Origin of the sequence: Streptomyces sp. NPDC051677, from assembly GCF_044453465.1 — a bacterium.
Taxonomy (GTDB): domain Bacteria; phylum Actinomycetota; class Actinomycetes; order Streptomycetales; family Streptomycetaceae; genus Streptomyces.
Genome location: NZ_JBITCT010000013.1, coordinates 47,297 through 70,831 on the forward strand (window position 1 = coordinate 47,297; position 23,535 = coordinate 70,831).

The 23,535-nt window shown below is 68.3% G+C and carries 19 protein-coding genes and 1 riboswitch; of the genes, 3 read left to right on the top strand and 16 right to left on the bottom strand.

The features are described 5' to 3' along the window. Positions 1-355: 355 nt before the first annotated feature. Together ACIBAF_RS17390 and ACIBAF_RS17395 are read left to right on the top strand one after the other, a co-directional pair. Complete coding sequence (locus tag ACIBAF_RS17390) at positions 356-1,156, top strand: ABC transporter ATP-binding protein (protein WP_399464230.1); 801 nt, start codon at positions 356-358, stop codon at positions 1,154-1,156. 54 nt (positions 1,157-1,210) lie between these two features. Further along, entirely contained in the window at positions 1,211-3,739 is a 2,529-nt protein-coding gene (locus tag ACIBAF_RS17395) for an ABC transporter permease (protein WP_399464083.1), read from the top strand. A 75-nt stretch (positions 3,740-3,814) separates the two neighbouring features. Here the strand turns inward: ACIBAF_RS17395 and ACIBAF_RS17400 are convergent, their stop codons facing one another. Further along, entirely contained in the window at positions 3,815-5,116 is a 1,302-nt protein-coding gene (locus ACIBAF_RS17400) for a class I SAM-dependent methyltransferase (RefSeq protein WP_399464084.1), read from the bottom strand. Between the two features lie 252 nt (positions 5,117-5,368). Then, on the bottom strand, positions 5,369-6,775 hold the full coding sequence (locus ACIBAF_RS17405; protein WP_399464085.1) for an NAD(P)/FAD-dependent oxidoreductase: 1,407 nt from the start codon (positions 6,773-6,775) through the stop codon (positions 5,369-5,371). A 532-nt stretch (positions 6,776-7,307) separates the two neighbouring features. On the opposite strand from ACIBAF_RS17405, the gene ACIBAF_RS17410 reads away from it, so the two are divergent. Then, entirely contained in the window at positions 7,308-7,970 is a 663-nt protein-coding gene (locus ACIBAF_RS17410; protein ID WP_399464086.1) for a hypothetical protein, read from the top strand. Between the two features lie 15 nt (positions 7,971-7,985). On the opposite strand, the gene ACIBAF_RS17415 is transcribed toward ACIBAF_RS17410, so the two are convergent. The 14 genes from ACIBAF_RS17415 to ACIBAF_RS17480 form a co-directional block, all read right to left on the bottom strand. Beyond that, positions 7,986-8,945, bottom strand: a complete 960-nt coding sequence (locus ACIBAF_RS17415) for an exopolyphosphatase (RefSeq protein ID WP_399464087.1) — start codon at positions 8,943-8,945, stop codon at positions 7,986-7,988. Then, complete coding sequence (locus ACIBAF_RS17420; RefSeq protein ID WP_399464088.1) at positions 8,942-9,487, bottom strand: DUF501 domain-containing protein; 546 nt, start codon at positions 9,485-9,487, stop codon at positions 8,942-8,944. Before ACIBAF_RS17420 ends, ACIBAF_RS17415 begins: the two co-directional genes overlap by 4 nt. Positions 9,488-9,513: 26 nt before the next feature. Further along, the gene (locus ACIBAF_RS17425) at positions 9,514-9,990 is read right to left on the bottom strand and encodes a septum formation initiator family protein (RefSeq protein ID WP_399464089.1); all 477 of its coding nucleotides are present in this window, start codon (positions 9,988-9,990) and stop codon (positions 9,514-9,516) included. A 119-nt stretch (positions 9,991-10,109) separates the two neighbouring features. Then, on the bottom strand, positions 10,110-11,405 hold the full coding sequence (gene eno / locus ACIBAF_RS17430; protein ID WP_399464090.1) for a phosphopyruvate hydratase: 1,296 nt from the start codon (positions 11,403-11,405) through the stop codon (positions 10,110-10,112). A 374-nt stretch (positions 11,406-11,779) separates the two neighbouring features. Then, positions 11,780-12,481 carry a transglycosylase family protein gene (locus tag ACIBAF_RS17435; protein ID WP_399464091.1) on the bottom strand — a complete coding sequence of 234 codons (702 nt, stop codon included), beginning with the start codon at positions 12,479-12,481 and terminating at the stop codon, positions 11,780-11,782. 3 nt (positions 12,482-12,484) lie between these two features. Continuing rightward, positions 12,485-12,655: riboswitch (cyclic di-AMP (ydaO/yuaA leader) on the bottom strand. Between the two features lie 204 nt (positions 12,656-12,859). Beyond that, on the bottom strand, positions 12,860-13,912 hold the full coding sequence (locus ACIBAF_RS17440) for a transglycosylase family protein (RefSeq protein ID WP_399464092.1): 1,053 nt from the start codon (positions 13,910-13,912) through the stop codon (positions 12,860-12,862). A 176-nt stretch (positions 13,913-14,088) separates the two neighbouring features. Beyond that, positions 14,089-15,402 (bottom strand): cytochrome P450, encoded by a 1,314-nt coding sequence (locus ACIBAF_RS17445; RefSeq protein ID WP_399464093.1) that lies wholly within the window; start codon positions 15,400-15,402, stop codon positions 14,089-14,091. Positions 15,403-15,760: 358 nt separating this feature from the next. Then, positions 15,761-15,916 (bottom strand): hypothetical protein, encoded by a 156-nt coding sequence (locus ACIBAF_RS17450; RefSeq protein ID WP_399464094.1) that lies wholly within the window; start codon positions 15,914-15,916, stop codon positions 15,761-15,763. Between the two features lie 110 nt (positions 15,917-16,026). Next, positions 16,027-16,218: a hypothetical protein gene (locus ACIBAF_RS17455; RefSeq protein WP_399464095.1), complete on the bottom strand. Its 192-nt coding sequence runs from the start codon at positions 16,216-16,218 to the stop codon at positions 16,027-16,029. A gap of 299 nt (positions 16,219-16,517) precedes the next feature. After that, entirely contained in the window at positions 16,518-17,372 is an 855-nt protein-coding gene (locus ACIBAF_RS17460) for a helix-turn-helix domain-containing protein (protein ID WP_399464096.1), read from the bottom strand. A gap of 13 nt (positions 17,373-17,385) precedes the next feature. After that, positions 17,386-17,910: a DUF6879 family protein gene (locus tag ACIBAF_RS17465; protein WP_399464097.1), complete on the bottom strand. Its 525-nt coding sequence runs from the start codon at positions 17,908-17,910 to the stop codon at positions 17,386-17,388. Next, a complete protein-coding gene (locus ACIBAF_RS17470) occupies positions 17,882-18,124 on the bottom strand; it encodes a hypothetical protein (RefSeq protein ID WP_399464231.1) in 243 nt (80 codons plus the stop codon). Before ACIBAF_RS17470 ends, ACIBAF_RS17465 begins: the two co-directional genes overlap by 29 nt. A gap of 77 nt (positions 18,125-18,201) precedes the next feature. After that, on the bottom strand, positions 18,202-18,366 hold the full coding sequence (locus ACIBAF_RS17475; RefSeq protein ID WP_399464098.1) for a hypothetical protein: 165 nt from the start codon (positions 18,364-18,366) through the stop codon (positions 18,202-18,204). 113 nt (positions 18,367-18,479) lie between these two features. Beyond that, positions 18,480-22,691 carry a peptidoglycan DD-metalloendopeptidase family protein gene (locus ACIBAF_RS17480; protein WP_399464099.1) on the bottom strand — a complete coding sequence of 1,404 codons (4,212 nt, stop codon included), beginning with the start codon at positions 22,689-22,691 and terminating at the stop codon, positions 18,480-18,482. Positions 22,692-23,535: the final 844 nt, after the last annotated feature.

The window sequence follows — 23,535 nt, forward strand, 5'->3', positions numbered from 1 at the left end:
TTGTCTTATTTTATTGACGTCTGAGGGTGCATCAGCACATGGAACTGGCCATCCGCACTTGCCAGTAGCCTCGCGCGCGGCAACCGCTTGCGTATGCGGAATGACGGAATTTCACCGCCAGAACAAGGGTGCTCCACCGGTTCTTGACACGTGCTCAACGACTGGGCGGCCTCAAGGGCGCGTAGGGGGCGCGGGTCATCCCCAGGTATGACACGGCGGTCGCTGGTCCGACTCGAGTCTGCCTTCGGAACCAGAACAGCGGCTGACTACACGACGGCCGACCGCCGGGACGATGGTTCACGTCCCCAAGACACACCGTCCCGCCATGCCGTCGTCCCGACAGGAGTTCACGCCCGTGACCACCAGCCCCCTCGCCGAGCGCACCACCGCAGTGGCCGCGCGTGCCACGGACCTGTCGAAGATCTACGGACAGGGCGAGACACAGGTCGTCGCCCTGGACCGGGTCTCGGTCGACTTCCGGCAGGCCGAGTTCACCGCGATCATGGGGCCCTCGGGCTCCGGCAAGTCCACCCTGATGCACTGCGTGGCGGGCCTCGACGCCTTCTCCTCCGGCTCTGTGCGCATCGGCGACACCGAGCTCGGCTCGCTGAAGGACAAGCAGCTCACGAAACTGCGCCGGGACAAGATCGGGTTCATCTTCCAGGCGTTCAACCTGCTGCCGACGCTGACGGCGATCGAGAACATCACCCTCCCGATGGACATCGCGGGCCGCAAGCCGGACAAGGAGTGGCTGGAAACGGTCATCCGGATGGTGGGTCTCGCCGACCGACTCGGCCACCGTCCCTCACAGCTCTCCGGCGGTCAGCAGCAGCGGGTCGCCGTCGCCCGCGCCCTGGCGTCCCGGCCGGACATCGTCTTCGGCGACGAGCCGACCGGCAACCTCGACTCGCGCTCGGGCGCCGAGGTGCTGGGCTTCCTGCGCAACTCCGTGCGGGAGCTGGGCCAGACGGTGGTGATGGTGACCCACGACCCGGTGGCGGCGGCCTACGCGGACCGGGTGATCTTCCTCGCGGACGGGCGCATCGTCGACGAGGTGTACGGGCCGACGGCGGACTCCGTGCTGGACCGCATGCTGGGTCTTTCCGGGGGAAACCCCCGGACCCCCGAGTTCGACGCCAAGGGCCGCACCAGCTGATCCCCCACCGGGACCGACCGCTCGTCGACGAGCAGGACTGAGAAGACAACACCCATGTTCCGTACCGCCTTGCGCAACGTGCTCGCGCACAAGGCCCGGCTCCTGATGACCGTGCTCGCCGTGATGCTCGGCGTGGCCTTCGTGTCGGGAACCCTGGTCTTCACCAACACCCTCTCCAACGCCCTGCAGAACAGCTCCGCCAAGGGCTTCGACCAGGTCGACGTCGCCGTCACCGCCCTGGCCCAGCCGGACGTCGACGACCGCATCGGCAAGACGCCCGAGCTGACCCAGGCCCTGCTGGAGCGCAGCGCGAAGGTCCCGGGCGCCGCGTCCGCCGTCGGGGTCGTCAACGGCTTCACCGCCATCGCCGACAAGGACGGCAAGCTCATCGGCGGCGGCTTCCAGTCGCAGGGCGGCAACTACTGGGGGGACAAGGACGCCCGGTACCCGCTCGCCGAGGGGCGCACGCCGAGCGGCAGGGGCGAGGTGCTCATCGACTCGAAGACCGCCGAGCGGGCCGGGTACAAGGTCGGCGACACGGTGCGGATCTCCGTCGACGGCCCCGTCCTCACCCCGAAGATCACCGGCGTCTTCACCACCGACGACGGCAACGTCACCGCCGGCGGCAGCCTCGCCCTGTTCGACACGGCGACCGCCCAGCAGCTGTTCGGCAAGCCCGGCACCTACGACGAGATCGACGTGAAGGCCGCCGCCGGGACCTCGCAGAGCGCGCTGAAGACGGCCCTCGACACGGCCCTGCCGAAGGGCAAGGTGGAGACCACCACCGGCAAGCAGCTCGCCGACGACCAGGCCGAGATGATCTCCGCGTCGATGAGCGGGCTGAAGCAGGGCCTGCTGGTCTTCGCCGGAATCGCGCTCTTCGTCGGCACCTTCATCATCGCCAACACCTTCACCATGCTGGTCGCCCAGCGCACCAAGGAGCTCGCGCTGCTGCGGGCCGTCGGGGCCTCGCGCCGCCAGGTGACGCGGTCGGTGCTGATCGAGGCGTTCGTCGTCGGCACGGTCGCCGGGGTGACCGGCCTGGTCGCCGGCATCGGCATCGGGGCCGGACTGCGTTCGTTGCTGGGGACGCTGGGGGCGACCGTCCCCGACGGGCCGCTCGTCGTCTCGCCCGGCACGATCGCCGCCGCCCTCGTCGTGGGCGTCGTCATCACCATGCTGGCCGCGTGGCTGCCCGGCCGCCGGGCCGCGAAGATCCCGCCGGTGGCGGCCATGAGCAGCGTGCACGCCACCGCCACCACCAAGTCGCTCGTCCTGCGCAACACCCTCGGCGCCCTGTTCTCGGCGGCGGGCGTCGCCGTGATCCTGGCCGCGACCACGATGGACGGCAGCGACGGCCAGGCCCCCATGGGACTGGGCGCGGGCCTGCTCATCATCGGCGTCTTCATCCTGACCCCGCTGCTGTCGCGTCCGCTGATCGCGGCCGCCGCCCCCGTCCTGCGGATCTTCGGGGTGTCCGGCAAGCTGGCCCGGCAGAACTCGGTGCGCAACCCGCGCCGGACCGCGGCCACGGCCTCCGCTCTGATGATCGGCCTGACCCTGATCACCGGCATGACGGTGATGGCGGGCAGCCTGCAGCAGGCCATCGACAAGATGGCGTCCTCCGCCATCCGCGCCGACTACGTCGTGTCGATGGCCAACGGCAACGAGCTCTCCGCCGACATCGACCAGAAGCTGAAGGCCACCGACGGGGTGACGGCCACCAGCCCGATGCGGGCCGGGTACGGCAGGATCGACGGCACGACCGAGGACCTCACCGGCGTCACCGGCTCCACCATCGGCAAGCTGACCGACCTCAAGGTCGACGACGGCGCGTTCGAGGTGGGCGGCTCGCAGGTCGCCGTCGACGAGGACGTCGCCAAGTCCCACGGCTGGAAGGCCGGTTCGTCGTTCACGATGAACTACGAGGACGGCAAAAAGCAGCAGCTGACGGTCGCCGCGGTCTTCGAGGGCAACGAGCTCATCGACGGCATCCTCCTCGACAACTCCGCCCTCACCCCGCACCTGGAGGACCCGGCCGACCGGCGGGTCCTGGTCAAGACCTCCGACGGCGCCTCGGACGGCACGAAGGACAAGCTGGAGACGGCCCTCGGCGCCAACCCGGCCATCAAGGTGCAGAGCAAGAAGGACCTGTCCAACGAGGTCGCGAAGATGTTCACGCTGATGCTGAACATGCTCTACGGGCTGCTCGCGATGGCCGTGATCGTCGCCGTCCTCGGCGTCATCAACACCCTCGCCATGTCGGTCTTCGAGCGCTCCCAGGAGATCGGCATGCTGCGCGCCATCGGCCTGGACCGGCGCTCGGTCAAGCGGATGGTCCGCCTGGAGTCCCTCGTCATCTCGCTCTTCGGCGGGGTGCTCGGCCTCGGCCTCGGCGTGTTCTTCGGCTGGGCGGCCGGTGAGCTGATCGGCACGAAGATGGCGACGTACGAGCTCGTCCTGCCGTGGGGCCGGATGGTCCTCTTCCTGGTGCTGGCGGCCGGGGTCGGCATCCTGGCGGCGCTGTGGCCGGCCCGGCGGGCGTCCCGGCTGAACATGCTGGCCGCGATCAAGTCGGAGTAGCGCAGGCAAGGGGGAGCAGAGAGATCGGTCGGGCCCGGCACCGTACGTACGGCGCCGGGCCCTGCTGTCCGGTCGTCAGTTCCAGGTGCGGGCGCGCAGGGGCATGCCGGAGGCGCCCGACTCGGGGGTGCGGACGGCCAGGACCTGGTTGACGCCGATGCGGTTGCGTTCGAAGGCGACGGCGGAGGCGGCCATGTAGAGCCGCCAGACGCGGGCGCGGCCGGGACCGGTGAGGTGGACGGCCTGCTCCCAGCCGGCCTCCAGGCGGGCGACCCAGCGGCGCAGGGTGAGGGCGTAGTGCTCACGGATCGACTCGACGTCGCGGACCTCGAAGCCGGCGCGTTCGAGCTGGGTGACCGTGGTGCCGACGGGGGCGAGTTCGCCGTCCGGGAAGACGTAGGCGTCGATGAACGAGTCCACGTCGTACGTCGACTCGTCGCGTTGCGGGCGGCGGGCGATCTGGTGGTTGAGCAGCCGGCCGCCCGGTCCGACCAGCGCGAACAGGACCTGTGCGTACTCCAGGTACTTCGCGGAACCGACGTGTTCCGCCATTCCGATGGAGGAGATCGCGTCGAAGGGGCCGTCGGTGACGTCCCGGTAGTCCTGGACGCGGATCTCGACCTTGTCGGTGAGCCCGGCGTCGGCGACGCGCTTGCGGGCGTACGCCGCCTGCTCCTGGGACAGCGTGATCCCGACGATGTTCGCGCCGTGCTCGCGGGCCGCGTGGACGGCGAGGGAACCCCAGCCGCAGCCGACGTCCAGCAGCCGCTTCTGGGGCCCCAGGTCGAGCTTGCGGCAGACGAGTTCGAGCTTGTCGCGCTGCGCGGTCTCCAGGGTGCTCTCGGGGCTCTCGTCGCCGGACTCCCAGTAGGCGCAGGAGTAGACCATGGACGGGCCGAGGACGAGTTCGTAGAAGTCGTTGCCGACGTCGTAGTGGTGGCTGATGGCGCGTCTGTCGGTGCGGCGGGTGTGGAGATGACGGACTCTGCGGACCTCCTCGCGGGGCGGGGCGGGCGGCAACGGGAGCCCGGCGAGCTGCACCAGCCCCCGCACGGCCGCGCGGAACCGGGGGTCGCGCAGGGCCTGGGCGAGGGTACGGGCGTCCTCGCCGCGTTCCCAGACGAGGCCGGAGAGCAGGTCGAGAGCGACGTACAGGTCCCCCTCGATCTCCAGGTCGCCGGCCACCCAGGCGCGGGCGAGGCCCAGTTCGCCCGGTTTGAACAGGAGACGACGCAGGGCCCTGCGGTTGCGTACGACCAGAACGGGCGCGTCGGGCGGGCCAGCCTGCGAACCGTCCCAGGCGCGGACGCGTACCGGGAGCGGGGCCCCCAGCAACTGTTCGACGAGCGCATGGAGCCGCGGCGCGGCGTCAGCCATGATGCACACCTCCGTGACGGTGATCCCGGAATGTCCTGACACCACGTAAACACCAGCGAAGCCGCAGCGCAGTCCCCCATGCGCGTTACAGCTGCGCAAACTCGACGCCCGCCCGGCGGCACGGCGGCGGCGGCCTGACGGCGACATGACGGCGGACACGCCGAAGGGGCCGCCCGCACCACGGATGGCGGACGGCCCCTTCGGGGGTGTCGGTGACCGGCGGTCAGGGGACCGCAGGCCGGGTGACCGAGGTCAGGAGGCCTTGGCCTTCTCGCTCTCGGCCTTCTCGCTCTTCTCGGCGGCCGGCTTGGCGGCGGCGACCGGGGCCGGCTTCGCGGCCTCGTAGAACTCCTCGCGCGGGGACTCCAGGGCGCCGAGGGCGACGACCTCGCGCTTGAGGAACATGCCGAGGGTCCAGTCGGCGAAGACGCGGATCTTGCGGTTCCACGTCGGCATCGCCATGCCGTGGTAGCCACGGTGCATGTACCAGGCGAGGCGGCCCTTGACCTTGATCTTCATCTTGCCCATGACGATCATGGCGACGCCCTTGTGGAGGCCGAGGCCCGCCACCGCACCCTTGTTGGAGTGCTCGTAGTCCTTCTGCGGGAAGCCCCGCATACCGGAGATCACGTTGTCGCCGAGGACCTTCGCCTGACGCAGCGCGTGCTGCGCGTTCGGCGGGCACCAGGCGTTCTCGACGCCGGCCTTGCGGGCGGCGACATCGGGGACCTGGGCGTTGTCGCCGGCGGCCCAGATGTAGTCGGTGCCCTGGACCTGGAGGCTGGGGGCGGTGTCGACGTGACCGCGGGGGCCCAGCGGGAGGCCGTAGCGGGCCAGGACCGGGTTGGGCTTGACGCCGGCGGTCCACACGATCGTGTTGGAGTCGACCTCGAGGCCGTTCTTCAGGACGACGTGGCCGTCGACGCAGGAGTCCATCGAGGTGGAGAGGTAGATCTCCACGCCCCGGCTCTCCAGGTGCTCCTTGCCGTACTGGCCGAGCTTCGGGCCGACCTCGGGCAGGATCTTGTCCGCGGCGTCGACGAGGATGAACCGCATGTCCTCGCGGGACACGGTCTTGTAGTACTTGGCCGCGTCGCGGGCCAGGTCCTCGACCTCACCGATGGTCTCCGCGCCGGCGAACCCGCCGCCGATGAAGACGAAGGTGAGCGCCTTGCGGCGGATCTCCTCGTCGGTGGTGGAGTCGGCCTTGTCCAGCTGCTCGAGGACGTGGTTGCGCAGGCCGATGGCCTCCTCGACGCCCTTCATGCCGATGCCCTGCTCGGCGAGGCCGGGGATCGGGAAGGTGCGGGAGACCGCGCCGAGCGCGATCACCAGGTAGTCGAAGGGCAGCTCGTACGCCTCGCCGACCAGCGGGGCGATCGTGGCGACCTTGCGGTCCTGGTCGATGGTGGTGACCCGGCCGGTGAGAACCTCCGCCTTGGGCAGCACGCGTCGCAGCGGGACGACGACGTGACGCGGGGAGATGTTGCCGGCGGCGGTTTCGGGGAGGAAGGGCTGGTAGGTCATGTACGACCGGGGGTCGACGACCGTGACGGTCGCCTCGCCGTAGCGCATCTTCTTGAGAATGCGCCGAGCTGCGTACAGGCCTACGTACCCACCGCCTACTACGAGGATCCTGGGACGCTCCGTGGTGCTCATGCCATCGAGTATCCACCCGCTCCAGGGGGGTCGCTCGTGCGCCCCTTCACAAGCTTGTGAAGGGTGTGTGCTATCCTCCGCGGCTCGCGTGATCCACGTCATGGCGCCGAACGGGAACCTGTGCCCAGGGGGTGCCGTTGTCAATGCCGCGTGAGCTGCCTCTCCGGGTCTGGAGGGCCTCCGTGAGGCGGCCGTTGAAGCATCCTCGGGGCCGGCCACGAAACGTCCGCGCCTGCCTCTTTTGAACATGTTCACACAGGTGTCAAGCCCTCGGAAGGGTCAACCGGACTCACTTCGTCCTCCGACAGGGCCGAATTCCTTGTGAAGAACTTCACGAAGTTTTCCGACGGGCTGTCGCGGAGAACCGTTTCGGGGCCTCGCGAAGGCCTTTCGGGCCGCTCATGCGTCATTCGCGCTGCTCAGCAGAGTGTCCCCGGCGGGCCGCACGCCCAGGGTTTCACCCACCGCCCGCCCGGCGAGAACAGCTATACGAAACCTGTGCAGTGGTACGGCAGTTGGGGGGCTGAGTACCGTGGCCGAGGATCGATCCGACGCGAGAACGCGCGACAAGGGCTGGTTCGGGCGGGGCAACCAGGCGGCGTGGATCGGCGCCGCGGGAGTGCTGCTCGCGGCTCTGGTGGGCGTCGCGGTGCCGCTTCTGCGCTCTTCCGGGGACGACACCGGCGCCGCAGGCGGAGGCGCCGCACCCACCGCACCGGCGACGGCCCCGGTCGTGCAGGCCCCCGCGACCAAGCCGCCGTCGCCCTCGCCGTCCCCTTCGCCGTCGCCTGCGGAGACCTCGCCGCCCGCCGAGCCCTCGGCGGCGGGCAGTGAACGCTGGCACGGCACGGTCGCGTTCGGCGACCCGAGCAAGGAACTGGACGAGGGACAGCCCACGACCAGTTACTACCAGGCGGGCGACCTGGAGGTCGGCGGCTGGCGCGACCACTACGACCTCACGGCTCTCGGCGACGCGGTGCTCTCGCTGTGGTCGGGAGACGGCGCCGCCCTGCCCGGCTACCAGGACTGCGCGAGCACCGTCGACGCGGAGGGAGTCGCCTCCTATCCGCTCGCCAAGGGCATGGTGGTGTGCGTGCGCACCAGCGAGGGGAACGTCGCCCGCCTCACGCTGACCTCGCTCCCCGCGAAGGGCTCCCGCGCCACGTTCGACGCGGTGATCTGGAACGCGGGCTGACCGCCCCCGCCGCCCTCACGCCTGCTCGGCGTCCTCCGCCACCTTGAACGCGATGCCGTCGAGGATGTCGTGCTCGCTCACCACGACCTCCTCGGCGCCGATCCGCTCCATGATCGACAGGAGGACGAGGGCGCCCGCCGCGATCACGTCGACCCGGCCCGGGTGCATGGCGCCGACCGCCGCGCGCTCGGCGTGCGTGGAGCGCAGCAGCCACTCGGTGATCTCGCGGACCTTCTCGCGCGAGACGCGGGAGTGGTGGATGGCCGTCGAGTCGTACTCGGGAAGGTTCTGGGCGATCGCCGAGACCGTCGTCACCGAGCCGGCCAGGCCGACCAGGGTGTGCGCCGCGCGCAGCGGGACCGTCTCCTCGGCGAGGTCGAGGGCCGCCTCGATGTCGGCGCGCATCGCCGCGACCTGCTCAAACGTCGGCGGGTCGGCGACCTCGCCGTCCACGACCAGGTGCCGCTCCGTCATCCGCACACAGCCGACGTCGACCGAGCGGGCGGCCTGTACGTGCTCCTCGCCCACGACGAACTCGGTCGAACCGCCGCCGATGTCCACCACCAGGTAGGGCTTGGCGAGGTCGTCGCGGCCTGCCAGCTCCTTCGTCGCGCCGGTGAAGGAGAACTCGGCCTCCTGGTCGCCGGTGACGACCTCGGGCTCGACGCCCAGGATGTCCAGCACGCCGCGCACGAACTCGTCGCGGTTCTCGGCGTCCCGGGAGGCGGAGGTGGCGACGAAGCGCACCCGCTGCGCGCCCAGCTCCTTGATGGCGGCCGCGTACTCCCGGCAGGCCGCGAAGGTCCGCTCCAGGGCCTCGGGGGCGAGCCGGCCGGTGCGGTCGACGCCCTGGCCGAGGCGGACGATCGTCATCCGGCGGTCCAGCTCGACCAGTTCACCCGTGACCGGGTCGGCGTCGGCGACGAGAAGGCGGATCGAGTTCGTGCCGCAGTCGACGGCGGCGACCCGGGTCACCGGTCGGCCGCCTGCACGTCGTCCTGCTGCACCGGCACCACACAGGCGCCCTTGCGCCACCACTCCGGGAGCATCGCCAGGGCCTCGTCGCCGAGCGGGTTCACGCCAGGGCCGGCCGCCAGGGAGTGCGCCACGAGGACGTGCAGGCACTTCACCCGGTCCGGCATGCCGCCCGCGCTGGGGAAGTTCTTCAGCTCCTCGATCTCGTCCCGGCGCCGGATGTAGTCCTCGTGCGCGGCACGGTAGGAGGCGGCCAGTTCCGGGTCGGCCTGCAGCCGCTCCGTCATCTCCTTCATCACGCCGTTCGCCTCAAGCGTGCCGATCGCCGAGTTGGCCTTCGGGCACGTCAGGTAGTACAGCGTCGGGAAGGGCGTGCCGTCGGGCAGGCGGGGGGCCGTCTCGACGACGTCCGGCTGACCGCACGGGCAGCGGTGCGCGATCGCGCGCAGGCCGCGCGGCGGGCGTCCGAGCTGCTGCTTGAAGGCCTCGACGTCCGCGTCGGTGGGCTCGGTGCGCGGGGTGGTCGGCGGGGGCGTTTCCATGCTTCCGGGATTGTCTCTCTGTCAGTTCAGCGGTGGGAGGCGTCCGACTTGTCAACGCCGTCCCAGACGTTCGTGTACCAGGGGCGGTCGGTCGCCCCGAGGTCGGCGCGGGACTGCTTGGCCGCGTCCGGGTCGATCACGACGTAGCCGGTCTCCCCCGGCAGCACATAGTGCAGCCGCTGCCGGATCTGCTGCTCGGCGTAGGAGTCGTCCTGCCAGCGCGCCTTGAGGTCGCGCAGCTGCTCGACGCGTTCGCTGGCCTGCTGCTTCTCCCGCTCCAGGTCGGCGATCTCGGCGCGCTGGGAGACGTACTGGCGCATGGGGTAGGCCAGGGCGACGATCAGCGTGCACAGGACGAGGGCGAGCAGCGCGGCGCGGCCGGTGAGGCGGGAGCGGCGGGCCTGGCGTTTGGTCTGGGAGCGGTAGACCCGGGCCGCGGTCTGCTCCCCGAGCAGCTTGATCCTCGTCGCGGTGGAGAACCGGTCCCGGTCCTTCACGGCCATGTTCCCCCGCCTCCCGTCTCCCACGTGCGTACGTCCCCGCACACGGTACGGGACCGAGTACGGGGACGTACGTACGACTGGCTAAGGCTTAACCCCGTAAGGGTCAGCCCTTGCTGTGCCTACTGGTTCGCAGAGCGAAACCGGGGGAAGGCCGAGCGGCCCGCGTACACCGCGGCGTCGTCGAGGATCTCCTCGATGCGCAGCAGCTGGTTGTACTTGGCGACGCGCTCGGAGCGGGCCGGGGCGCCGGTCTTGATCTGGCCGCAGTTGGTGGCGACGGCGAGGTCGGCGATGGTGACGTCCTCGGTCTCGCCGGAGCGGTGCGACATCATGCACTTGAAGCCGCTGCGCTGGGCCAGCTCGACCGCGTCCAGCGTCTCGGTGAGCGAGCCGATCTGGTTCACCTTGACGAGCAGGGCGTTGGCGGTGCCCTCCTCGATGCCGCGGGCGAGACGCTCGGGGTTGGTGACGAACAGGTCGTCGCCGACGAGCTGGACCTTGTCGCCGAGCTTGTCGGTGATGACCTTCCAGCCGGCCCAGTCGTCCTCGAACAGCGGGTCCTCGATGGAGACGAGCGGGTAGGCCGCCACGAGCTCCTCGTAGTACTCCGTCATCTCGGCGGCGGAGCGCTCCTTGCCCTCGAACTGGTACTTGCCGTCCTTGTAGAACTCGGACGCGGCGACGTCGAGCGCGAGCGCGATCTGCTCGCCCGGCGCGTAACCGGCTTCCTTGACGGCCTCGAGGATGAGGTCGAGGGCCTCGCGGTTGGAGCCGAGGTTCGGGGCGAAGCCGCCCTCGTCGCCGAGGCCGGTGGACAGGCCCTTGGCCTTCAGCACCTTCTTGAGGGTGTGGTAGACCTCGGTGCCCCAGCGCAGGGCCTCGGAGAAGGACTCCGCGCCGATCGGGGCGATCATGAACTCCTGGATGTCCACGTTGGAGTCGGCGTGCGAGCCGCCGTTCAGGATGTTCATCATCGGAACGGGCAGCAGGTGCGCGTTCGGGCCGCCCAGGTAGCGGAAGAGCGGGAGGTCGCTGGCCTCGGAGGCGGCGTGGGCGACGGCGAGGGAGACGCCGAGGATGGCGTTGGCGCCGAGCGAGCCCTTGTTGTCGGTGGCGTCCAGGTCGAACATGGCCTGGTCGATCAGGCGCTGCTCGGTGGCGTCGTAGCCGACGAGCTCCGGACCGATCTGCTCGATGACGGCGAGGACGGCCTTCTCGACACCCTTGCCGTGGTAGCGGTTCGGGTCACCGTCGCGCAGCTCGATGGCCTCGAAGGCGCCGGTGGAGGCGCCGGACGGGACGGCGGCACGACCCGTGCTGCCGTCGTCGAGGCCGACCTCGACCTCGACGGTGGGGTTCCCTCGCGAGTCGAGGATTTCCCGGGCTACGACGACGTCGATGGACGGCACGAGCATCTCCTTCTTGGGATGTGACGCTGAGAGTGCGGGGCCCGTGGGCCTTGCGACTAGAGCCTAACCGCCCGAGGGGCGTCGGCAGCCGACCGACCGCCCTGTGGACGAACTGACGGTACACATTGTTCCCGCTCGGAACAAAGAGCGGGTGACAAACAGGCAAAGAGAGCGCGCAAGAAGAGCGAGCGGGGAGAGCGAGGGGGCGAGCGAGCGGGGAGAGTGGGCATAGAGAAACCCCGCCCCGGTGCGTACGGGGGAACACGCACCGGAGCGGGGAGCCCGTGGGGACGGGGGTGACCCTCACGAGGTCTTCAGTGTGCCGACCTCGGGTGTGAGGGCGCTGTGGCTTCTCTGAGCCTGCCCTGGGGAGCCGGGGCTCACTTCAGGTGCAGCTGCTGACCCGGGTAGATGAGGTCGGCGTCCTCGACGATGTCCTTGTTCAGCTGGAACAGCTTCTGCCAGCCGCCCTTGACCTTGTGCTTCTCGGCGATGGAGCTGAGGGTGTCGCCCTTGACGACCTTGTACTCGCCGTCGCCCTTCTTGACCTTCTTGCCGGTCGGCGTGGTGACCGTCTTGGAGGCGGCCGGGCGGTCGGTGGAGCGGGAGGTGCTCTGCTTCTCGGTCGAGCGGGTGCTGGCGCTGCTGTCCGAGCTGCTGGAGCTGCTGGAGCTGCTCGACGAGCCGGAGGAGCTGCTGCCGTTGTAGGCGGCGCCGGACAGGCCCGTGCCGCAGACCGGCCAGGCGCCCTTGCCCTGGGAGGCGAGGACCTTCTCGGCGACGGCTATCTGCTGCGACTTGGAGGCCTGGTTGGCCTGCGCGGCGTACTGCGTGCCGCCGTACGCGGCCCAGGTGGAGGCGGAGAACTGCAGGCCGCCGTAGTAGCCGTTACCGGTGTTGATGGACCAGTTGCCGCCGGACTCGCACTGGGCGACCGCGTCCCACTCGGAGGCGGTGGCGGCGGAGGCGTTGCCGGCCGCCATCAGCGGGGCGGCGATGGCGACACCGGTGACGCCGGCCAGCGCGGCGACGCGGGTGGCCTTGGACGGACGGCGGTGCTTGCCCTTACCGGAAAACAGCATGGTGGATCCCCTCACCGACGCCTGCGAGGTGAGCTGTCGGGTTCGGGCCGGTTGAGTTGCCCGGCCGCGCTCTCGCTTTCGCGATGCGCGACTTCACCCCAAGCCGCTCCGGTCAACTGCCCGGTGCGGCGCTTACCTTGGGTCCCCCGCTCCTGCCTACGGCGCTTGACGCGACGACTGTTCCCGGGCTGCCACTGGCAGGATTCGGCGTTGCGACGGCCGGGGCTCGGGTTGCCGAGCGGGACGACCGTAGACACGCGATCCGCGGAATTTCAAAGACGATCAGGGCTTCTGAGACTCATCCCACACTTTCACCAAACCGGACATTCGGCGCGAAATGTGACGTGAACTCCCGCTGTTTTTCTTGGGTTTTGCGCCCTATTCAACCCCTGTGTCAAGGGTCTGACCGGGGGCGATGTCGCTCGGGTCGGCGCCGATGAGGTCCTTGTTCTCGGCGTAGAGGGCGCGCCATCCGCCGTCGAGGCCAAGGGAGTCGGCGATGGAGGCGAGCGAGTCGCCCTCCTGGACGACGTAGGTGGCCGCGGCATGCCGGCCGGCGGAGGCGGTCGTGGCGCCGCCGACGGCGTCGTCGGCGCTCTTGGTCGTGTTCTCGTCTGCGGTGGCGCCGCGATGCCGGCCCGAGCCGAGGGAGCCGGTGTCGACGAGGCTCCAAGAGCCCGCATCCTGGACCGACTTGTCCGGGTCGTCCGCTTTCGGGGTTCCTGTGGGCGAGCCGCCGGTCGCCTGCGCGTCGCCCTGGCCGCCGGAGCCTTCGGACTTGCCTGCGTCCGCGGAAGGGGAAGGCGAGGAGGGCGAAGGGGACGAAGGTGACGCAGAGGGCGAACTCGATGAATCACCGGACGAGTCGGACGACCCGGAGGATTTGCCCGAACCGTCGCCGCTGCCCGAAGAGTTCGAGGAGCCCGAGGAGCCCGAGGAGCCGGACGACCCGGAGGATCCCGACAACCCCCTGGACAGGTCGGACAATCCGGAGGAAGCAGATGAGTCGGACGAGTCGTCCGCCAGGCCGGTGTCCACGCTCTGCGCGCCGTTCGCCTGGGTGAGCCCGGAGGTCAGCCCGCAGGTGCCCCAGGCGCCGATGTTCTCGGCCGCGAGCAGTTTCTGCGCCACGGCGATCTGCTGGTTGCGGCTGGCCAGGTCGGGGCGCGTCGCGTAGTCGAGCCCGCCGTACGTCTCCCACTGCTTCTGGGTGAGGCTCAGGCCGCCGTACTCGCCTTCGCCCTTGTCGACGGCGCTCCACGAGCCGCCGGTCTCGCACTGCGCCACCTTGTCCCACACCGTGCCGTCGGCGGCGCTCGCGCCCGAGGCGGCGAGCAGCGGGATGGCGATGGCGGAGCCCGTCACTCCGGCCGCGACGAGGAGCGCCGGGGCCTGGCGGGGGCGACGGTGTCGACCGTTCCCGGAGAGCATGCGAGGGGCCTTTCTCTGGACAGCAGTACCGGCGCGGCGGGTGAGACGGGTGAGACTGACGCGTCGCGCTGACGCATGAACGTATCGGCAGACGATCACTTGTCACAAGTTAATGCCGCGCAGATCACGTGAAGATCACAGAGGTGAGGGACGGTCACCTTCGCTTCTCCGAATGGTCACACTCCGGCTGACGAGTGGTCAGAAGTGCGCTCGGAGTGCGCAGGAGTGAACTGCACCGGCAGGGTCCGCAGGCCCCGCATGATGAGCCCGCCGCGCCACCTCAAGTCGGCCGGATCCACGGCCAGTCGAAGGTCGGGCAGCCGGGTCAGCAGCGTGGCCAGCGCGGTCTGGCCCTCCAGCCGGGCCAGCGGGGCGCCCAGACAGTAGTGGATGCCGTGGCCGTAGCCGAGGTGCTGGTTGTCACGGCGGGAGAGGTCGAGCGTGTCGGGGTCCGTGAAGCGGGCCGGGTCGCGGTCGGCGGCCGCCAGGACGACGAGGACGGGGTCGCCGGGCGCGATGTCCTGCCCGCCGATGCTGAGCGGCTCGGTCGCGAACCGCCAGGTGGCGAGTTCGACGGGTCCGTCGAAGCGCAGGAGTTCCTCCACACCGGTCTCCAGCAGGTCCCGCTGCCCGGCCGCGAGGGACGCCTGCAACCGCACCCGCTGCTCCGGGTGGGACAGCAGCGCGTGGAGCCCGTTGCCGATCAGGTTGACGGTGGTCTCGAAACCGGCGAAGAGAAGGATGAAGGCCATGGCCGCGGCCTCGTTCTCGGTGAGGTGCTCGCCGTGGTCGGAGGCGCGGATCAGGCCCGAGATGAGGTCCTCGCCGGGGGCCGGCTCGGCGGGGAGCCCGGCGCGCTTGCGGTGGATCAGCTCCAGCAGGTAGCCGCGCATCTTCTTCACCGACCGCGCGACCCCGCCGCGAGGACCGCCGCCGTGCCGGATCATCATCCCCGCCCAGTCGCGGAAGTCGTCCTGGTCCTCGCGGGGGACGCCCAGGAGGTCGCAGATGGCGTAGATGGGGAGGGGGAAGGCGAAGTCGTGGATGAGGTCGGCCTCGCCCTCGGCGGCGAACCGGTCGATGAGACGGTCCGTCAGCTCCTGGACGCGGGGCGCGAACTCGGCGACCCGACGCGGGGTGAACGCCTTGCTGACGAGCCGGCGCAGCCGGGTGTGGTCCGGCGGGTCGATGTTGAGCAGATGCGTCATCAGCTCGGCCTTGCGCTCACCGGGGATGCCGGTCTTGCCCTTGGCGTGCGCAAGTTCTCCTGACTTGCATGTCATGTGATGGTCGGGGTTCTTCGACAGCCGGCCGTCTGCCAACGCCTGACGTGCAAGGTCGTAGCGGGTGACAAGCCAGGCGTCCACGCCACTCGGGAGCCTCGTCCACCGCACAGGCTCTGCGTCCCGCATCTGCGCGTAGGTGGGGTAGGGGTTGGAGGCGAACTCCCATGAGAAGAGTTCGGGTACGCGGGGCTCGTCGTGGTGCATGTGACGAGCCTACGTAGCAGCCCGACCGGCATCCCTATATATAGGGGCGCAGTACGCCACGCTGCGACAGCACCCCCGGACCCACTTCCGGGGGTGCTGCTGTGTCTGACCTGCGAAAACGCAGAAGCCCCGCTCGCTCCGAGGGTGGAACCCGGAATGAGCGGGGCTTCAATGTCCGCCTCCGCACCCCGTTGGGGGACGGGATGCAGCTTCCTGGGCGGACAACCTCCCCGTCGACGTACGGGGAGGGATCTGGACGCGGACGAGGGTGCGGGGAGTCGGCCGACCTCACATCAACCTCAACCCGGACCACCCCCGCCGCGCCCCCACAGCCGACGCACGGGCGCCGACCGCGGGTCTAGGGTGCGGGCGGCCCCTCGGGCTCCTGATCGACGATCGGCATGCTGGCGTTCTCGGTGCTCGGCACGCTGAAGTTCGTGATCGCGTGCGTTCGGAACGTGGTGTGCCACGGCCGCAGAACCAGGTGCTTACTGGCCCACTCGACAGGGTCCATACCGTCCACTATGGGCACCATGTCGACACACCCGGAGCACTCCACGTAGCGCGCGGTCCATACGTCGTCGAGCTCCTCCGACGATCGGACTTCCGGGAAAGGATTCCGGCTCACCTGCTCCCCCTCACGCGCTTCGTCTCGGCGTACGTCGCCTGGCGCACGACGTCGGGGGACGCGGCCCATTCGCGCCCTCCCCCGACGGGACGTAGGTAGACCCGTCCGCCCAAGCGCTCCCGGAACTCCCCGAACTTGTCCCGCGCGGTGTCCTTCATGACCGTGCCGACGGGCGGTGTGTGCGTCACTGGGACCCCCCATGCGCCGATTCCTTGTGCCGGCGCATCTTCACGACGATGTCCGACGATCCCGACGGGTCGTAGCTCTCGCTTCCCGGCGTCGTAGCCCGCACCCATTGCCGCTCGAACGCGGAGCACGTCGCGCACCCGGGGATCGGTGCGGGACGAGAGAACACCAACGGGTCGGGAAGTTTTGAGCCCTTCTGTAACGCCATCCCTGCACCTCCTGAGACGTCTTGGGCAACGACTCGAAGCTATGCGGGAGGGGGAGCATGGTTCCACGAAGTTCTATGAGGTTCTACGCTTCTTCATCCGAGCGAGGCAATGGCCGACGAGATGCGGGCGCGTGCTTCGGTGCCGTAGACAGCAAGAGCCGTCATTTCGTCGAAGGCATGGGCGTACTGCGCGATCTCTCCGGGTGCCGTCACCGTCACTGCTGCCGTTAGCAACTCAACGTGCACGCGCCCTTCGTCGAAGACAGTGAATGTCTCCAGCGTCCACATGCCGCGTGCTCGGCCGGCGGGGATGATGCCGACGGACACGGCTGGAAGCGCCATGACGGAGAGCAGATATCCCAGTTGCCCAGCCGTCGTAGCTGCATCGCCTACGACGTGGCGGAGGACGCTCTCCTCCAGGACGACCGCGAAACGGTGGTCACCCTCCCGGATGACGTGGGACCGCTCGACGCGCGCGGCAGCAGCGTCCGCAACGTCGTCAGGCGTGCCGTGCACGCGCGCAATGTCGCCGAGTAGCGCAGCCGCGTACTCGTACGTCTGGAGAAACCCTGGGATGACGGTGGAGCTGTAGACACGGAACGTCCGCGTGCGCTCGTAAAGCGGGACGCGTGACTCCTGTAGACGCCGGAGCCCGGAGCGCTGCACCCGTCGCCATTCGGTGTACATCGAGTCGGCCGTACGGTTCGCCGCCAGGAGATCAGGGATCCGGTCCTGCGCGCCGCAGGCCAGGCACCATGCGCGGATGTCCTCGTCGGACGGGGGTGTCGTAGCGCTCTGCAAGCGCGACACTTTCGACGGTTGCCACCCTGCGCGTGCAGCCACCTCCCTACCAGTCAGCCCGGCATCCCGTCGGATCTCGCGGAGTTGCTCCGCGACCGCACGGCGGGCGGCGTCAAGGCTGGACGAGGGATAGGGAGATGGCTGCATGGATGTGCGGTGCTCAGATCCAGTAGTCCGCGTGTGGAAGCGCTCGCTCCCACACGGCTTCGAACGCCTCCACGTGACGCTTCACGACGTCGGTCGAGTCGTCCATGATGTCCTCCACGAACCGCCCGTCGCCGCCGAACAAGCTGAAGCGGATGAGTCGGTCGTCGAAGATCCACAGATCGTTGCCCGGGAGGAGCAAATCCGACGCCAGGCGTCGCGGTAGCCATCGGACGTCTTCGCCGGCTGCAAGGTTCTGCGGCGTGCACGAGTGCTCGTAGCGGATGTACTCGCTGACTGGCTCCGAGACGACACGGGCACGTCGCATGACCACGCCACGCGCCACGGCATCCCGCACCGTGTCGTGAAACGGATTCCACCATGACGCCCGGTCGTTGAGGTCGTACCGACGTCCCGCACGCCACGCTGCGAAGTCCTCGTCCTCCTCGACGACTCCGTAGGCGTCGCGCGTCTCCAGATGGACCGCGGAGCGCTGGCAGCCGGCGAGCAACTCAGCGAACGGCGGAACCGTCTGCGGCATCGAGCGCCTCCCTGATCTGCTGCGCCATGCGGGCGGGCAGCCGAACGACTGCCTCCGTGTCGGGGATAGACCCCGTCTTCAGGCATTCTGCCCGGAGCACGTCGTCTGCCTTCCACCCTTGGAACACGAGCTCTTGCTTTTCCTCGTCGAGCCACACTGTCGGGCAGTGGTCGCCGTTGGTCTCCGGGTCCTTGCCGAACGAGCGTAGGGGCATGGTGTCCTCCGTCGTCACGTGGATTGCGCAATGTTCTACGACCATCACGCCCACGGGGCAGGAGCGTCAAGAGCGCCTCACACGGGGAATCCCAGCGCACGCATGCGACGCCGGTAGGCCTTGCCATGCTCGCCGTCGCAGTAGCGGCGCACGCGGCCCGCGCCCTCTGTCTGCGTGAGCGGCGCTCCGCAGTGCAGACAGCCGGCTGTGCACTGAGTCTTGATCGGCTTCGTGTAGTCCATAGGGTTCCTCCGCGTGGTGTCAGGGAGTCCCGGGAGCCATGGCGGCACCCCGGGGCATGGAAAAGGGCCGACGCCCTGTCGACGTCGGCCCGGGTGTGTGCGTGCAGCGTGCGTCAGATTCTGCGTCCGTTGTTGAGGTCAGTCGCCACTTCGGCGTCGTAGGTGTTGATCTCGGTTCGGACGATGTCCGTGATCTCCCGGTCGCCGACGAACACGCGGACGTCGGCGTGGACGGTCGTCGGTCCGCTGCTCTTGGATGCCCGGATGTCGTTCCACTGGGACCCGGTGAACACAGGCTCTGGGCTCCCCGTCCCGTTGGCGACGAGGGAGAGTCCAGGCGGGAGATATCCGCCGTCGTCGTACCAGTGCGGCGAACGCGACAGCCACTTCTGATAGGCGGCTGCGGGCGAGCCGTAGTCGCGGCGATTCTTGATGTAGCCGAGACCCCATCTGATCTGCGTTTGGTAGTTCGTCAGCCAGTCTGGTCCGGCAGCAGCCATCTTCGAGGCGGGGAGCGCCTGAGGGATGCCGTACGCGCCAGAGCTGTTGTTCCGGGCATCCCAACGCCATCCGCTCTCGCCGTTCCACAGCTTCTGAAGCGGGCCGAACTGGGCGGCGTCCCATCCGTAGTTGGACAGGATGCTCTTCGCGTACTGCTGTGCTGCTCCGGTGGCCTTCGAGGTGAATCCGCCCCCGCCACCCGTCAGGTACGGCATGGGGTCGACCGCGCGACCGTTGAGCCTCGCCTCCAGGTGGAGGTGAGGACCCGTGACGTTCCCTGTCGCGCCCACGTCGCCGATGTGCTCACCGCGCCCGACCTTGGTGTTCAGACCGACGAGAATCTTCGACAGGTGGGCGTACAGGGACGTCAGTCCGCCACCGTGGCTGAGCTCGATGTTGTTGCCGTACGGCCCGCCATGACCGACGCCAACGACAGTGCCTGCGTCCACGGCTCGGACCGGAGTCCCGACGGGCGCCGGGAAGTCCAGGCCTGTGTGATGGCCGGACGACCACATTGAGCCGGCGACACCGAAGCGCGTGCCGTAGCCGACGCTCACGGGCTTCGCCCACTGGCCGTTTCCGCCTCCGCCGCTCCCGAGGAGGGAAGAGGCGGCATTGACGAGCATGTCCTTCAGGCCGCCGACCATCTTGACCGGGAACTGACCGATTGCCTTGCCCATGGGCGACGAACCCACGCCCGCCGTCACCTTGTTCAGGATCGGCGAGACGAGCTTCGTCCAGACCTTCGAGGGGTTCGTCAGGAGATCAGCGCCGGTCTTCGCCCAGTCGACGGCAGTTCCCACGACGTCGCCGACTGTGTCCTTCGTCCAGTCCCAGACATTACCGAGGACGCCACCAGATTCAAGAAGCTGCGTACCTGCCGCCTGGTGCAGTGCCTTAGCTCTGCCTCGGTACTTCGGGTCGGTCGGAATTACGTACTCTGGGTAGCGCGGATTTCCCTCGCCGACGATCGCCGTCGGCCGGTTCACCTTCATCGGGACTGCTGGACCCCAGCCGCTTCCGACTGTTCCACCAGCTTCGAGAAGCTTAGGTGCTGCCGGGAGTTTCCCTAGGCCAACGAATCCTGCCACCTTATCCCAGACGGCCTTTATGCCCTTCGTGTAAACCCATTCGATGATGAAGTTCACGGGCTTTTTGGCGATGTCGCCGACGGTGCTCCAGGCCGCAGAGATGGTGTCTCTTGCGAGCTCGAATGCGTCGCCGACGAGAGCGACGGCAGACTTCATCTTGCCGAAGACCGGATTCAGGATCTTGTCGTTCAGCCAATTCGCTCGGTCTGCGATCCACCCGAAGGCAGGCTTTACCGCATGGTCGTAGAGCCAAACGAATCCGCCTCCCAGCACCTTCACGCCGTCCCAGATGAACCGGAATACCGGCTGAAGGATCTTGAGCCATAGCCAGTTTGCTACGCGCGCGATGTTCTCGAACGTCGGCCTGAAGCTGTCCGTCCAGAGCCACATGACGATAAGGCCGACGAGCCGAACCGCAAACAGGATCGGGACGAGTACGGCCGTCGTCAGGATCGCAACGGCGTACTTCCCGACGAGGAGGATTACGTTCCATGTGGTCGTTACGACGTTGCGGAACCACTCGAAGTGACCCCACGCATATTTCACGGCTAGAGCCAGGCCGACCAGAGCCAGGACGACGAGTCCTATGGGGTTGCTTGCCATGGCCAGATTCCACAGCCGTGTGGCAATCCACAGCCCGTAGAGGAGCTGAATTGCCCATGGCGCGTGCTCTGCGACGTATCCGATCGCCTGCGCCACATAGCCCACGAGCTCAAGAATCACCGTCGAGAACGGCTCCAGCGCCTTCGCGACGCCAAGGACCGCACCCGCGAGATCACCGAACGTCTTGCCGACGATCGGGCCGTGTTCCGCCACGTACTGAAGGAACTTCTCGAACTCCGGAGAGCCCTTAAGGTTTGCTCCCCAGTCGGCGAATCGTCCCGTCTTCTTGACCAGACGATCGGCTATTGAGTCCATGTGTGGCAAGAAAGCGTCGACAACGCCGGCCATGCCCTTGAACACATTCCCGAAAGCTTTCCCCAGACCGACTACCGCGGGCTTTGCGCTGCCTTCGATATCTTTCTTGAACCCCCGCCAGAACGGGGACCGGAGCTCCTTCCCCGCAGCGTCCTGGAGGTCCGAGATACCGTCGGCCGTCTCGCGGACTAGCGGCGAAAGGCCAGGGAGCGCGGTCTTCGCGCCGTTGACGCCGCGAACGAAGAGCGGCAGTACGTCGGGGGCGAGCGCCGCAGCCCAGTCCTTGAATGCCGACTTCAGACCCTTCGGGCCGGCTATGGCGTCGTAGAGGTCGCGCTGTTCGGGAGAGAGCTTCGCGAGTGCCTGGCGGTATTCGTCGGTCTTCGTCACGGCCCGCGCCGTCGTGTTGACGGACGAGAGCCGCGCGGACTGAATTCCACGCTCAGCGGCGGCTACAGCCTCCGCTCCCTGCACCTGTGCGGTAGCCACGGCCTTCGCGCGGTCCTGCACCTTGCGCTGAGCATCAGCTACGCGCTGGGTGGCGTCCTTGACGGCCTTGCTGCCCTCTACGCCGGCCTTGTTGGCGTCGGTGACGGTCTGCTTGAGTTCCTTGTTCTTGGCCTTCTGCTTGTCCGCGTTGCGGACCGCTTCGTCGTAGGAGAGCCGCGCACGCTCGCGCTCAAGATCAGTCGACGTCGGGTCGGATATGACCTTGTTGAGCGCCTCCTTCGCCTCCTTTACGCGGAGGGTCGCCTCACGCTCGTCGAGCATGCCGTCGAGTAGCTCGTCATTGAGATCCTTGAGTTGCTGCGTCGCGTCCTTGCGCGCCTGCGTAAGGTCGAGTTCCGCATCCCGTGCGGAGCGCTTGGCGTCGCTGAGGGACCGCTCTGCGTCGGCTACGGCCTGCGCGCTCTGACGCTGGGCCGTGCGGAGTGCTGCCTGAGCGCTCGTCATCTGGAGTGCGCTCTGTGCGGCCTTTACGTTCGCTGCCGCGGAATTGCCCGTCGCGCGTGCAGCTTCGTCCGCTGCTGCGCTCTGGAGCTGCATTACCCCGGTAACGCCCTTGATCGCCGGGATAGCCGCGAGCGCGAAAGCCCCGACTCCCGCTCCAGCGGCGACGAATGCGGAGGCAAGGGCACCGATTCCGGCTGCGGCTACTGGGACGACGGGAAGAGCCGCTACGGCACCAAGGGAGACGGCGAGCTGGAACAGAGCGGCCTGCGCCTGCGCGGTGTTCGCGTGAACGGTTACGCGTACATCGTCTCTATCGAGCTCATTCACGGAGCGCTGCATGGCGGCAATCTCCGCGCGCGCCGTGGCGATATCCGCGCGGACTTGAATGTCGGGGCTCCGTGACCCCAATTCCGCGAGCTTGGCGTCAATGGCGTTCAGCTCGGCAACGGCCGTTGCCGCGTCGATGTCGACGCCAACGCGCTTGTTGCTCAATGCCTCCATACGCGCTCGAACGCGAGCTAGATCTGCGTCGAACCCCGTCGTCGACAAACGTACGTCCGGTCGCGGCAACGACCTGAACGCGACCTCCAAACGCGACTTAAAGGCGCGTGCGAAGGAACCCGCGTTGTCGTCGCCCTGGCGAGTTGCGGCGGCGCGTGCGGTTCGCCCGCCGTTCGTTATGGCGTCGGGGATGGCTACGACGATGTGCCGAGACATCGCGTCGCCGATGCGCCTACCAGCCTCTTCCCCGACTCTGTCCGCCGCTGGAAGGACAATGCCCTTCAGCTTCGTATGGAAGAGCGGGGCGATCGGTACTACGTCGACTGCGGCGGAGCCGACGATATCGAGATCAGCCGGCATCGCGCACCCCGCAAATTCCCGTCCACTCGTCGTATTCCGACGCGCGGGTGCGGAGGTCGAGGAGCTCGCCTATCAGGGCAAGCTGATGAGCCCGCCGTTCGACCTCCGTTGACGGATCGGAACGGGCGATTACGAGGCATGCTTCCGTCAGCTCCTTGCAGGACACCGAGCAGTAGGCGAATACCTTCAGACCTCCCTCGTCCGTCAGCGCCGGCAACGGCGAGAAACGGCAGTTTGGCCGGAGGCAACGCGTTGGTTCGTGCGTTGACATAGGAATTCCTAAGAACGAAGAAAGCCTCTGACGCGTCCGTCAGAGGCTTGAATGGTTTGTGGTGTTGCGGGAGGCGTCGAATTACTCCGCCTTGGCCCTGTCGTTCGTGAACACCTCCGGCACCCGCTCGTACTTGTTCTTACGGGCGTCCAGGACGTCAGACAGGCGCACGAGTTCAGCCGCCTCCGTGCTGTCTCTGTGCCGGAGAGCGCGCTTGGCGCGCAGCATGAAAGCGCTGCATTCCGCGGAACAGTGCTTCGGGAGGGTTGCGGCTCCGTCAGGTCGCCGACGGGGCGCCCGGAGGAATCGGCACGACGGCCGGCGACATTCGGGCATGGTTTCGTAAGGCATGTCTCGTCCTCAGGTAATGAGAAACGCCCCGGGGTTCTCCTCCGGGGCGTGTAACGGCTATACGCGCTCTGACCTGCGGTTTGTCACACTTCCAATGGGCGTCATTCGCCTAACGCGTGCTCCCATTTGGAGCGGGATCCCTCTCGTCCGCGACGCGGGAGGGCCTCCAAGCGCCCTCCAGGGGGCGTCTCGGGGCCGCTCTGCGGGCTCTCAGGTCGACCT

Bases quoted from the DNA above. Each gene is read 5' to 3' on its own strand.
- ACIBAF_RS17425 (WP_399464089.1), bottom strand. From the start codon at position 9,990: ATGGCCGTGAAGGACCGGGACCGGTTCTCCACCGCGACGAGGATCAAG.
- ACIBAF_RS17435 (WP_399464091.1), bottom strand. From the start codon at position 12,481: ATGCTGTTTTCCGGTAAGGGCAAGCACCGCCGTCCGTCCAAGGCCACC.
- ACIBAF_RS17400 (WP_399464084.1), bottom strand. From the start codon at position 5,116: ATGGCTGACGCCGCGCCGCGGCTCCATGCGCTCGTCGAACAGTTGCTG.
- ACIBAF_RS17420 (WP_399464088.1), bottom strand. From the start codon at position 9,487: ATGGAAACGCCCCCGCCGACCACCCCGCGCACCGAGCCCACCGACGCG.
- eno (WP_399464090.1), bottom strand. From the start codon at position 11,405: ATGCTCGTGCCGTCCATCGACGTCGTCGTAGCCCGGGAAATCCTCGAC.
- ACIBAF_RS17395 (WP_399464083.1), top strand. From the start codon at position 1,211: ATGTTCCGTACCGCCTTGCGCAACGTGCTCGCGCACAAGGCCCGGCTC.
- ACIBAF_RS17475 (WP_399464098.1), bottom strand. From the start codon at position 18,366: ATGGACTACACGAAGCCGATCAAGACTCAGTGCACAGCCGGCTGTCTG.
- ACIBAF_RS17445 (WP_399464093.1), bottom strand. From the start codon at position 15,402: ATGCACCACGACGAGCCCCGCGTACCCGAACTCTTCTCATGGGAGTTC.
- ACIBAF_RS17460 (WP_399464096.1), bottom strand. From the start codon at position 17,372: ATGCAGCCATCTCCCTATCCCTCGTCCAGCCTTGACGCCGCCCGCCGT.
- ACIBAF_RS17405 (WP_399464085.1), bottom strand. From the start codon at position 6,775: ATGAGCACCACGGAGCGTCCCAGGATCCTCGTAGTAGGCGGTGGGTAC.
- ACIBAF_RS17450 (WP_399464094.1), bottom strand. From the start codon at position 15,916: ATGGACCCTGTCGAGTGGGCCAGTAAGCACCTGGTTCTGCGGCCGTGG.
- ACIBAF_RS17470 (WP_399464231.1), bottom strand. From the start codon at position 18,124: ATGCCCCTACGCTCGTTCGGCAAGGACCCGGAGACCAACGGCGACCAC.
- ACIBAF_RS17440 (WP_399464092.1), bottom strand. From the start codon at position 13,912: ATGCTCTCCGGGAACGGTCGACACCGTCGCCCCCGCCAGGCCCCGGCG.
- ACIBAF_RS17465 (WP_399464097.1), bottom strand. From the start codon at position 17,910: ATGCCGCAGACGGTTCCGCCGTTCGCTGAGTTGCTCGCCGGCTGCCAG.
- ACIBAF_RS17480 (WP_399464099.1), bottom strand. From the start codon at position 22,691: ATGCCGGCTGATCTCGATATCGTCGGCTCCGCCGCAGTCGACGTAGTA.